This window comes from Pseudomonas fluorescens (assembly GCF_902497895.1).
In the GTDB taxonomy this organism is placed as follows: Bacteria; Pseudomonadota; Gammaproteobacteria; order Pseudomonadales; family Pseudomonadaceae; genus Aquipseudomonas; species Aquipseudomonas fluorescens_BP.
In genome coordinates this window covers 1-12,128 of record NZ_CABVHQ010000001.1, presented here as the reverse complement: position 1 = coordinate 12,128, position 12,128 = coordinate 1, and the positions used below count along the sequence as shown (strand labels likewise).

The 12,128-nt window shown below is 60.4% G+C and carries 8 protein-coding genes; 4 read left to right on the top strand and 4 right to left on the bottom strand.

The window, feature by feature from the left end:
- The first annotated feature begins 27 nt into the window (after positions 1 to 27).
- The 4 genes from hrpA (at position 28) to F8N21_RS00025 (ending at position 8,396) form a co-directional block, all read left to right on the top strand.
- Positions 28 to 3,939, top strand: coding sequence for an ATP-dependent RNA helicase HrpA (hrpA, locus tag F8N21_RS00040; protein WP_150640150.1), 3,912 nt, complete (start codon positions 28 to 30; stop codon positions 3,937 to 3,939).
- 344 nt (positions 3,940 to 4,283) lie between these two features.
- A complete protein-coding gene (locus F8N21_RS00035) occupies positions 4,284 to 5,405 on the top strand; it encodes a beta-ketoacyl-ACP synthase III (protein ID WP_150640149.1) in 1,122 nt (373 codons plus the stop codon).
- 378 nt (positions 5,406 to 5,783) lie between these two features.
- The gene (locus tag F8N21_RS00030; protein ID WP_150640148.1) at positions 5,784 to 7,127 is read left to right on the top strand and encodes an OprO/OprP family phosphate-selective porin; all 1,344 of its coding nucleotides are present in this window, start codon (positions 5,784 to 5,786) and stop codon (positions 7,125 to 7,127) included.
- Between the two features lie 144 nt (positions 7,128 to 7,271).
- On the top strand, positions 7,272 to 8,396 hold the full coding sequence (locus F8N21_RS00025) for a GNAT family N-acetyltransferase (protein WP_150640147.1): 1,125 nt from the start codon (positions 7,272 to 7,274) through the stop codon (positions 8,394 to 8,396).
- A gap of 135 nt (positions 8,397 to 8,531) precedes the next feature.
- Here F8N21_RS00025 and F8N21_RS00020 read toward each other — a convergent pair whose 3' ends face one another.
- The 4 genes from F8N21_RS00020 to F8N21_RS00005 form a co-directional block, all read right to left on the bottom strand.
- Positions 8,532 to 10,364 (bottom strand): ABC transporter ATP-binding protein, encoded by a 1,833-nt coding sequence (locus tag F8N21_RS00020; RefSeq protein WP_150640146.1) that lies wholly within the window; start codon positions 10,362 to 10,364, stop codon positions 8,532 to 8,534.
- A gap of 75 nt (positions 10,365 to 10,439) precedes the next feature.
- Positions 10,440 to 11,003 carry a peptidylprolyl isomerase gene (locus F8N21_RS00015; protein WP_150640145.1) on the bottom strand — a complete coding sequence of 188 codons (564 nt, stop codon included), beginning with the start codon at positions 11,001 to 11,003 and terminating at the stop codon, positions 10,440 to 10,442.
- Entirely contained in the window at positions 10,996 to 11,811 is an 816-nt protein-coding gene (locus F8N21_RS00010; RefSeq protein WP_150640144.1) for an alpha/beta fold hydrolase, read from the bottom strand. The genes F8N21_RS00015 and F8N21_RS00010 overlap by 8 nt, the downstream gene beginning before the upstream one ends.
- Positions 11,812 to 11,841: 30 nt before the next feature.
- Positions 11,842 to 12,128: LysR substrate-binding domain-containing protein (locus F8N21_RS00005; protein WP_224788139.1), on the bottom strand; the 287-nt coding region annotated here is incomplete at its 5' end.

Genomic DNA, 12,128 nt, shown 5'->3' with positions numbered 1-12,128 from the left:
CACCACTAGACGACTTTTGCGTACCTGATGACTGACCAACCGCCTGCTATCGATCAACTGCTGAAAAACCTCGATCACGCCATGCTTGCCGACCGCCACCGGTTGCGGCGGCAGTTGCTCGAGCTGCGCAAGAAACCCGACGAGGCCAAGCTGGCGCAGTGGGTCGAGCGCGCGCAGGCGTCCTGTGATCGGGTGGTGGCGCGGCGTGCCAGCCTGCCGCTGATTCGTTATGACGACAGCCTGCCGATCGCCGCCAAGCGCGACGAAATCAAGGCGGCGCTGCTCAAGCATCAGGTTCTGATCATTGCCGGTGAAACCGGTTCGGGTAAAACCACCCAATTGCCGAAAATCTGCCTGGAAATCGGTCGCGGCCAGTACGGCCTGATCGGCCACACCCAGCCGCGCCGTATCGCTGCGCGGAGTGTCGCGAGCCGGGTCGCGGAAGAACTGGCGACGCCACTGGGCGCGCTGGTCGGCTATCAGGTGCGTTTCGAGGATCAGAGCGATTCCAACACCCTGATCAAACTGATGACCGACGGCATTCTGCTGGCGGAAACCCAGAACGACCGCTACCTCGAACGCTACGACACGATCATCGTCGACGAAGCCCACGAACGCAGCCTGAACATCGACTTCCTGCTCGGCTACCTGAAAACCCTGCTGCCGCGTCGCCCGGACCTGAAGGTCATCATCACCTCGGCAACCATCGACCTGGAACGCTTCTCCAAGCACTTCAACGATGCGCCGATCGTCGAAGTCTCGGGCCGGACCTTTGCGGTGGACACCTGGTATCGACCGCTGACCCTGGAGCAGGACGAAGAGGGCAACCGGGTCGAAGACGACTTGACCGTGGATCAGGCGATCCTCGCCACCCTCGACGAAATTGCCGCTTTTGAACGCAGCGAACGTCGCAGCCCCGGTGATGTGCTGGTGTTCCTGCCCGGCGAACGAGAGATACGCGACGCCGCCGACATGCTGCGCAAAGCCCAGCTCAAGCACACCGAAATCCTGCCGCTGTACGCACGGCTGTCGCCGGCCGAGCAGCAGCGGATTTTCCAGTCTCACCCGGGGCGCCGCGTAGTGCTGGCGACCAACGTCGCGGAAACCTCGCTGACGGTGCCGGGCATTCGTTACGTGATCGACAGCGGCACCGCGCGGATCAGCCGCTACAGCTACCGCGCCAAGGTCCAGCGCCTGCCGATCGAAGCCATTTCCCAGGCCAGCGCCAACCAGCGCAAGGGCCGTTGCGGGCGGGTCGAGCCAGGTATCTGTATTCGCCTGTACGCAGAAGAGGATTTTATCGGCCGGCCGGAATTCACCGATCCGGAAATTCTGCGCACCAACCTGGCAGCCGTAATCCTCCAGATGTTGCATCTGCGCCTGGGCGAGATCACCGATTTCCCGTTTATCGAGCCACCGGACGGCAAGGCCATCAGCGATGGTTTCAACCTGCTGCAAGAGCTCTCGGCGGTGGATCGCGAGAGTCAGTTGACCCCCTTGGGTCGGCAACTGGCGCGGCTGCCGGTGGACCCGCGCATGGGCCGCATGTTGCTCGAAGCCGCGAACCTCGGCAGCCTGCAGGAAGTCTTGATCGTCGCCAGTGCCATGTCGATCCAGGACCCGCGCGAGCGTCCGCCGGAGCGTCAGCAGGCCGCCGATCAGGCCCATGCCCAGTGGAAGGACGTCGACTCGGACTTCGCCGGGCTGGTCAATCTGTGGCGCGGTTTTGAAGAACAACGCCAGGCCCTGACTGCCAGCCCGCTGCGCAACTGGTGCCGGAAGCATTTCCTCAACTACCTGCGCTTGCGCGAGTGGCGTGATTCCCATCGGCAGTTGAGCCTGATCTGCCGCGACATGCAGCTGAGCCTCAATAAAGAACCGGCGGACTACCCGAAACTGCACAAAGCCGTGCTCTCCGGTCTGCTCAGCCAGATCGGCCAGAAGACCGAAGACGGCGACTACCTCGGTGCCCGGCAACGACGCTTCTGGATTCACCCGTCATCGGGGCTGGGTAAAAAGCGTCCGCAATGGCTGATGGCCGCCGAACTGGTGGAAACCACCAAGCTCTATGCGCGGATGGTAGCGAAGATCGAGCCGGACTGGATCGAGCCGCTGGCCGGGCATTTGATCAAGAAAAACCACTTCGAACCCCATTGGGAGAAGAAGCGCGGCCAGGTTGTGGCCTTTGAGCAGATCACCTTGTTCGGGCTGATCGTGGTCGGTCGCCGGCCGGTGCATTACGGCCCGATCGACCCGGTGCTGTCCCGTGAGATGTTTATTCGTGAAGGCCTGGTGCGCGGGGAAATCCAGTCCCGGGCCAAGTGCCTGACCGCCAATGCACAACTGCTGGAACAACTCGACGAACTGGAAGCCAAGGCTCGCCGCCGCGACATCCTCGCCGACGAAGAAACCCTGTTCGCTTTCTATGACGCCCGCTTGCCGGCCGATATTCACCAGACCGCGACCTTCGACAGCTGGTACCGCATCCACAGCCAGAAAGACCCGCAACTGCTGGTGATGCGCGAAGAAGACGTGCTGGCTCGCGAAGCCAGTGAAGTCACCGCCGCGCATTACCCGGATACCTTGCACCTGGGCGATCTGGCGCTGGCCTTGAGTTATCACTTCGAGCCCAATCACCCACGCGATGGCGTGACCTTGCGGGTGCCGGCGCCGTTGCTGCCGGCGCTACCGTCCGAGCGTCTGGAATGGCTGGTGCCGGGGGTAATCGAGGCCAAATGCATCGCCTTGGTGCGCAACCTGCCCAAGGCCCTGCGCAAGAACTTCGTACCGGTGCCGGACTTTGTCAAAGCCGCATTGCAGCGCATGACCTTTGCCGAGGGTTCGTTGCCTCAGGCCCTGGGCCGTGAGTTGCTGCGCATGACCGGTGCCCGGGTCAGTGACGAAGCCTGGGCCGAAGCGGCTCAGCAGGTCGATGGGCATTTGCGGATGAACCTGGAAATCGTCGACGGCGACGGCAAGTTCCTTGGCGAAGGCCGCGACCTGGCCGAACTGACCGCGCGTTTCGCCGAGGCCAGCCAGGCCGCGTTGGCCGTGCCGCAAACCGCGAAAAGCCAGCAGCCGGTAGAGGCCAAAGTCTTCGCCGCGGTGGCCGAAAAGACCCAGCAGAAGATCGCCGGGCTGTCGATGACGGTTTATCCGGCACTGGTGGAAGAGAACGGCACGGTCAAGGAAGGACGCTTCTCCACCGCCGCCGAGGCCGAGTTCCAGCATCGTCGGGCCTTGCAGCGTTTGCTGATGCAGCAACTGGCCGAGCCGGCGAAATTCCTCCGTGGCAAGCTGCCCGGGCTGACCGAGCTGGGGCTGATGTACCGCGAGCTGGGGCGTATCGACAGCCTGGTGGAAGACATTCTGCTGGCCAGCCTCGACAGTTGCATTCTCGATGGCGAAGCCACTCTGCCGCGCGATGGCGCCGGCCTGGCTGCGTTGGCCGAGCGCAAGCGGGGCGGCTGGACCGAGCACGCCGAGCGCCTGGCGAAATTGACCCTGGAGACGCTCAAGCTCTGGCACGGTCTGCAAAAACGCTTCAAGGGCAAGATCGACCTGGCCCAGGCCGTGGCCCTCAATGACATCAAGCAACAATTGAGTCAGCTGGTGTATCCGGGATTTGTCCGCGAAACCCCGGCGGTCTGGTTCAAGGAACTGCCGCGTTTCCTCAAGGCCATCGAGTTGCGTCTGGAGAAACTGCCAAGCCAGGTACAGAAGGACCGGGTCTGGAGCACCGAACTGGCGGGGTTATGGGCGCAGTATCAGGCGCGGGCCAGCAAACACGCCCAGGAAGGCAAGCGCGATCCGCAGCTGGAACTGTATCGCTGGTGGCTCGAGGAATACCGGGTTTCACTGTTTGCCCAGCAGCTAGGGACCAAGGTGCCGATCTCCGATAAACGTTTGAGCAAGCAATGGACCCAGGTCGACGCCTAAACCCCCTGTAGGAGCTGCCGCAGGCTGCGATCTTTTGATTTTGATTTTGATTTTGATCTTCGGCGGTCTCCTGGACTCGAAAAAGCCGAGATCAAAAGATCGCAGCCTGCGGCAGCTCCTACAGTTAATACGTTACGTGGCTTCCTCTCGCGACAGGGGCCAAATGCCAGGGTTTATGGCAAACTTCGCGGTTATAAACACCGGCCCGTGGATTTGAGCCTTCAAGGCGGCAGCGGATCGGAATAAAGCGACGCAAGGTTGATTCCTGCGAGTGGGATCGGACCCTTTATGTATTGGTACGTCGGTGCCAATGCTTTCTGCCTGAACGGATTAGAGAAACGACCATGCATAACGTCGTCATCAGCGGCACCGGCCTATACACCCCGGCCAACAGCATCTCCAACGAAGAGCTGGTGCAGTCTTTCAATGCCTATGTGCAGCAGTTCAACACGGATAACGCTCAAGCCATCGAGCGCGGTGAAGTTCAGGCGTTGACCGAATCCAGTGCCGCCTTCATTGAAAAGGCCTCGGGGATCAAAAGCCGGTTTGTCATGGACAAAGAAGGCATCCTCGATCCGCAGCGCATGACCCCGCGCTTGCCCGAGCGCTCCAATGATGAATGGTCGGTGCTTTGCCAAATGGCCATCGGCGCTGCCGAGCAAGCCTTGCAGCGCGCCGGCAAAACCGCCGCCGATATCGACGGCGTCATCGTCGCCTGCTCCAACCTGCAACGGGCTTACCCGGCCATTGCCATCGAAGTCCAGGAAGCACTGGGCATCCAGGGGTTCGGCTTCGACATGAATGTGGCCTGCTCCTCGGCGACTTTCGGTATCCAGGCCGCTACCAATAGCGTCCAGCTTGGCCAGGCCCGGGCGATTCTGATGGTCAACCCGGAAGTCTGCACCGGTCACCTGAACTTCCGCGACCGCGACAGCCACTTCATTTTCGGCGATGCGGCGACGGCCGTGATCATCGAACGTGCCGATCTGGCGACCTCCACCTACCAGTTCGATATCGTCAGCACCAAACTGCTGACCAAGTTCTCCAACAACATCCGCAACAACTTCGGCTTCCTCAACCGCGCAGCTGAAGAGGGTGTCGGTGCACCGGACAAACTGTTCGTGCAGGAAGGTCGCAAGGTCTTCCGTGACGTCTGCCCGATGGTGGCTGAACTGATTGCCGCCCACCTGGAAGAGAACGCGCTCAACATCAGCGACGTGAAGCGTTTCTGGCTGCACCAGGCCAACCTCAGCATGAACCACCTGATCGTCAAAAAACTCCTCGGCCGCGAAGCCACGGAAGAAGAAGCGCCAGTCATTCTCGACACCTATGCCAACACCAGTTCGGCCGGTTCGGTGATCGCGTTTCACACGCACCAGGATGACCTGCCGAGCGGCTCGCTGGCGGTGCTCAGCTCCTTCGGTGCCGGTTATTCGATTGGTAGTGTGATTCTGCGCAAGCGTTGAGTTCACAGCGGGTTGAGGGTGCGCCCGAAAAGATCGCAGCCTGCGGCAGCTCCTACGGGATTGATGTACAAACGTTATATCGCGGTTGAATGCGGTCGACGTAGGAGCTGCCGCAGGCTGCGATCTTTTGATCTGTAGGAGCTGCCGTAGGCTGCGATCTTTTGATCCTTCATCACTCTAGCCCGCGGCTTTCAGCTCATAGCTTTCCACTACTCCTCCCTTATTTCCATTCGAAGTAAAAAAGTTCCACTGTCATCAAATCTTTATATATCAGCAACCCTTCTGAAATATTCCATCGCCAAGATTCCCTCCCAACACCAGCGGGCCAGATCCCGCGTGTTTTTCAGGTTAAAGACCATTAATTAGGGGAATTCTTCGATGATCCGTAAGCACTTCGCCGGTTTCGCTGCCAGCGCTCTGGCCCTGGCTGTTACCGCCCAGGCTTTCGCTGGCACCGTCACTACTGACGGCGCCGATATCGTTGTCAAGACGAAGGGCGGCCTTGAGGTCGCAACGGCCGATAAAGAGTTCAGCTTCAAGCTGGGCGGACGCATTCAGGCAGACTACAGCCAGTTCGACGGTGTCTACACCAAGAATGGTGACACCGCCGACGCCGCTTACTTCCGTCGCGCGTTCCTGGAGCTGTCCGGCGTGCTATACACGGATTGGGCGTACACCATCAACTACGACTTCTCCCACAATACCGGCGACACCGACAACGGCTACTTCGACGAAGCTTCCCTGGCCTACAACGGCTTCAAGCCAGTGTCGATCAAGGTCGGTCGTTTCGACCCGGACTTCGGCCTGGAAAAAGCCACCAGCTCCAAGTGGGTCACCGCGCCAGAGCGTAACGTGGCGTATGACATGATCGACTGGGCGAACGGTCATCAGAATGGTCTGGGCCTGCAAGTCTCCAGCACCTTCGCTGATTCGTTCTACGCCTCCGCCGGCATCTTCAGCAAGGACACCGACGATACCGATGGCGACAGCATCAAGCAGGCCAACGGTCGTTTCGTCTTCGCTCCGATGCATGAAGCGGGCAGCGTGGTGCACTTCGGCGTGAACGTCGCGTCCCGCGATGTTTCCGACACCGCCTTCGATTCGCGTTATCGCACCCGCATGGGCATGCGTGGCGTCGAAACCCTCGGCGGCAACGATGCCGGCACCAACGGCAACCGTCCGGTGCTGGGCGGCAGTTCCGCCTCGCCTGCCGGTTCCTATGACCGCGACGATGCTGTCGGCCTGGAAGCCGCCTTCGCCTTTGGCCCGGCTTCGCTCCAGGGTGAATACATCGCCCGCAAAACCAGGGCTGATTCCAGCGCCTTTGAAGATGTCGAGGGCCGTGGTTTCTATGCACAGGCGGCCTACACCCTCACCGGTGAATCGCGTGGCTATAAAGTCGGCAAGTTCGACGCCATCAAGCCGGCCAACAAGTCCATCGGCGCCTGGGAGCTGTTCTATCGCTACGACAGCCTGACCGTCGAAGACGACAACATCACCACTGCCAGCCTGACCCGTGATGTCGGCGATGCCGAAGTCAAAGTCCACAACCTGGGTGTCAACTGGTACGCCAACGAAGCAGTGAAAATCTCTGCGACTTACCTCAAGGCCAAGACCGACAACGTGACCAACGCGACCGCCGCCAGCAATGGTACTCCGGCTCAGCGTACCGGCGACGACAGCGGTGACGGTTTCGTCGTCCGTGCCCAGTACGTGTTCTAAGTAACAAAAGCTTAACGAGCTTTTCCTTCATCCGTTAAAGCTCCTCTGGTTTTGACCCCGCCTCGGCGGGGTTTTTTGTTTCGGCAAGGGCTGCAGATGGGCGATACTCGGCGGGTCTGAGAGTCATGATCGTCGGGGAATGCGATGCCGCTACAACGTTTGGAGAGTCTGTCCGCCATCGCGCCTCAAGCATGGGATGCCCTGGTGCCCGACGCTCAGCCATTCCTGCGCCACGCCTTCCTCGGTGCCCTGGAAGACAGCGGCAGCCTTGGCCCGCATTCCGGCTGGCGGCCCGAGCATCTGTTGCACGTCGAAGGCGATCAGCTGATTGCCGCACTGCCCAGCTACCGCAAATGGCATTCCTATGGCGAATACGTGTTCGACCACGCCTGGGCCGATGCCTGTGAACGAGCCGGCATCGAGTATTACCCGAAACTCTTGACCGCCGTGCCGTTCAGTCCGGTGAGCGGCCCACGGCTGCTGGCCGCCAAGCTGCAGGACGGCTTCGAGTTGCTGAAAAGCCTGCCGGGCTATCTGGAAATCGAAGGACTCTCCAGTGCTAACATCAATTTCACCGACCCCTTCACCGATGCGGCGCTGGCCGAGCAGCCCGGCTGGCTGCAACGGGTGGGTTGCCAGTACCACTGGCAGAACCGGGGGTATCGGGACTTTCAGGACTTTCTCGACGCCCTGAGTTCGCGCAAGCGCAAGCAGATGCGCAAGGAGCGTGAGCAGGTAGCGGGGCAGGGCATCGAGTTCGAATGGCTCGAGGGCCGGCAACTCGATCAGGTGCAATGGGACTTCGTCTACGCCTGCTACGCCAACACCTACGCCATACGCCGGCAGGCGCCGTATCTGACCCGGGAATTCTTCAGTCTGTTGGCCGAGCGCATGCCCGAAGCGATTCGCGTGGTGTTGGCCAAACAGGGTTCACGGCCAGTGGCCATGGCCTTCAGCCTGGTGGGTGGCGACAGTTTCTACGGCCGCTATTGGGGTTGCCTGGCGGAGTTCGACCGCCTGCATTTCGAGACCTGCTTCTATCAAGGCATGGACTACGCGATCGCCAACGGTTTCCAGCGTTTCGATGCCGGCGCTCAGGGCGAGCACAAACTGATACGCGGATTCGAGCCGGTCATTACCCATTCCTGGCATTACTTGCGCCATCCCGGGTTGAAGGCAGCGGTGAAAGACTTTCTGCAACAGGAACGGCTCGGCGTTCTGGCCTATGCCGAAGAAGCGAAGACCGCCTTGCCCTATCGGCAAGACTGATCCTCATTGTGATCCGGTAGATCAAAGATCGCAGCCTGCGGCAGCTCCTACGCCGATCCCGTACACCGTGAATTATCGTGTGTACGCACCACCTGTAGGAGCTGCCGCAGGCTGCGATCTTTTGATCCTGGGCGCTCAATCAATCCCGACAAACCCACCGGTCTGGTGCTGCCACAACCTTGCATACAACCCGCCATGGGCGAGCAATTCGGCGTGGCTGCCGGTTTCGGCGATCCGGCCTTTTTCCAGGACCACCAGGCGGTCCATGCGGGCGATGGTCGAGAGCCGGTGAGCGATGGCGATCACGGTTTTGCCTTGCATCAGGGTTTCCAGGCTTTCCTGGATTGCCGCTTCGACCTCCGAGTCCAGTGCCGAGGTGGCTTCGTCCATGATCAGGATCGGCGCATCTTTGAGCAAGACCCGGGCAATGGCGATCCGTTGCCGCTGGCCGCCGGAGAGTTTCACCCCGCGCTCACCCACGTGGGCGTCGAAGCCGGTACGGCCCTGGGCATCGGAAAGATGCGGGATAAACTCGTCGGCCCGGGCTTTGCGCGCCGCTTCCCAGAGCTCTTCGTCGGTGGCATCGGGTTTGCCGTAAAGCAGGTTGTCGCGGATCGAACGGTGCAGCAGCGAGGTGTCCTGGGTGATCATGCCGATCCGCTCGCGCAGGCTTTCCTGGGCGACTTCGGCGATGTTCTGGCCGTCGATCAGGATCCGTCCGCCTTGCACGTCATACAGACGCAGCAGCAGGTTGACCAGGGTTGATTTGCCGGCACCGGACGGGCCGATCAGGCCGATTTTTCCCCCGGGTTTGATGGTCAGATTGAGGTCGCCGATGATTCCGCTTTTTTTTCCATAGTGGAAATCGACATGTTCAAACCGCACTTCGCCGCAGGCCACGGCCAGGGGTTGTGCCTGGTCGCGGTCTGTTACGCTGACCGGCTGGGCGATGGTTTGCAGACCGTCCTGGACCATGCCGATGTTTTCGAAGATGCCGTTGACCACCCACATGATCCAGCCCGACATGTTGACGATGCGGATCACCAGCCCGGTGGCCAGGGCGATGGCGCCGACCGAAATCAGCGACTGGCTCCACAGCCACAAGGCCAGGCCGGTGGTACTGACGATCAGCAGGCCGTTCATGCTGGTGATGACCACGTCCATGCTGGTGACCACGCGGCCGGCCAGTTGGGATTTCCGGGTTTGTTCTTCGATGGCCTCGCGGGCGTACTGCTGTTCGAAGTTGGTGTGGGCGAACAACTTGAGGGTAGTGATGTTGGTGTAGCCGTCGACGATTCGTCCCATCAGTTTCGAACGGGCGTCGGAGGAAACCACCGAACGCTCTTTGACCCGTGGCACGAAAAAGCACAGGGCGCCGATGAAGCAAGCGATCCAGGTCAGCAGTGGAATCATCAGCCGCCAGTCGGCCTCGGCGAACAGCACCAGCGAGCTGATGGCATAGATCAGCACGTGCCATAACGCGTCGACGGCCTGCACGGCCGAGTCACGCAGGGAGTTGCCGGTCTGCATGATGCGCTGGGCGATGCGCCCGGCGAAATCGTTCTGAAAGAAGTTCAGGCTTTGTTTGAGTACGTAACTGTGGTTCTGCCAGCGAATCATGCTGGTCATGCCCGGGCTGATGGTCTGGTGCACCAGCAGATCATGCAAGCCGACAAAGATCGGACGCAGGACCAGCGCGACCACCGTCATCCAGATCAGCTCGGTGCCGTGAATCTTGAAGAAGTCGACATTTGGTGTGCCCTGGGTCAGATCGATGATCCGGCTCAGGTAACTGAACAGCGCGACCTCGATCAGCGCACCGATCAGACCGACCACCAGCAATGCGGCAAAACTTGGCCAGACCTGACGCAGGTAATACAGGTAGAAGGGGAGAACCCGGCTCGGCGGAGCGGCCGTCGGCGCATCGCGGAAGATATCGATCAGTTTTTCAAAACGACGATAGAGCATTGGTTCGACGCCCGCGGGGCGGGCTCTCCTTATCAAGTGTGAGCGACCTCAGTCGCTCGGAACTCCTTTCTCGCGTCAGTCGATGCGCTTGGCTGACTTTATCAGCACCGGGTCGATTGGCACATTCTGCATGCCGCCTTTGGTGGTGGTCTGGGAGTTGACGATGATGTCCACCACGTCCATGCCCTTGACCACTTTGGCGAATACCGCGTAACCGGCATCACGACCCGGGTCGAGGAAGGCGTTGTCGGCGACGTTGATAAAGAACTGGCTGGTGGCCGAATCCGGGTTCGAGGTACGCGCCATTGACAGCGTGCCACGGACGTTATGCAGGCCGTTGCTGGCTTCGTTCTTGATCGGTGCCTTGGTGTCTTTTTGCTGCATTTGCGTGGTGAAACCACCGCCCTGGACCATAAAGCCCGGAATCACCCGGTGGAAAATCGTGTTGTTGTAGAAGCCGCTGTCGACGTATTCAAGGAAGTTCTTGGTACTGATCGGCGCCTTGACCGGGTCCAGTTCGATTTCGATCTGGCCGTTGGTGGTGTCCAGCAACACGTGCGGCGCCTTGGCCGGTGTCGCGGCCATCAGGTTAGCGGCGAACAGAACAGAGCCAGCGACGAGGGCGATTTTTTTAAACATGGGTCAGTGTTCCTGATTTAGTGGTATCGACTGCGGTAAGAAACTCGAGCAGGGTTTGGTTGAAGGCTTGCGGTTGGTCCAGTGGCGTAGCGTGGCGGGAATCGGCGATCACCGCCAGCCGCGCATTGGGCAGCAGTTTTATATAGGCCTCTTTGACCGCGACCGGTGTGTAGTCACGGTCGGCGCTGACAATCAGGGTTGGACAGGTGACACGGGAAAGTCGTTCCTGCACGCCCCAACCGATGATGGCATCGAAGCTGGCGAGATAAGCACGTTTGTCGTTTTTTGCCCAGCGCCGGGCAATTTTACTGCGCAGCTCGGCTTGCTGCGGTTCGGGGAAAAGCTTGGCGCCCAGCGCCGCGCCGATCGCGCTCATACTGAAGAGCTGCATCAGGCTCCAGCGCTTGAACCACTGCCAATACTCAGTTGGTGTCCGTAATTTGACCTGGGGTCCGCTGTTGACGATGCACAGGCTTTTGAGCAAGTGCGGCTGATCCACTGCCAGCTGAAAGCCAATCATGCCGCCCATGGACAGCCCGACCACATGGGCCGGTCCCAGGTTCAGGTGCTCGATCAGCGCGATCAGGTCGGCGCTGAAGCCGGCAATGCTGTAGCGCTCGCGGGGTTTGTCGGAGCGGCCATGACCACGCGTATCCGGGACGATCACCCGGTAGCGGGCTGCCAGCTCGGGGACCTGATACTCCCAGTCCAGAGAACTGGAGCCCAGTCCGTGGAGCAGCAGCACGGGTTCGCCGTGGCCATATTCTTCGTAGTGCAGGGTGCAACCTTCATGTTCGAAATAGGCCATGGCGCAACTCCTTGTCTGGTTTAGCGGGATTCAGGCTTGCTGTGGGGCGGCGAAAGGGGCATCCAGCGGCGCGGTGTCAAAGGTGCGCAGCAATTCGATGAGAATCTGCGTGGCCGGGCCCAGTGGTTTGTCCTTGTTCGAATACAGATAGAACGACGGATTGCGACTGCCGCCCTGGTCCAACGGTAGCAGCTTGAGCAGGCCTTCCTTGAGTTCGCGTTCAATCATGTGCCGTGGCAACCAGGCAAAACCCAGGCCGCTGCCGACGAAGGTCGCGGCGGTGGCCAGGCTGCCGACGGTCCAGCGTTGTTCGGCGC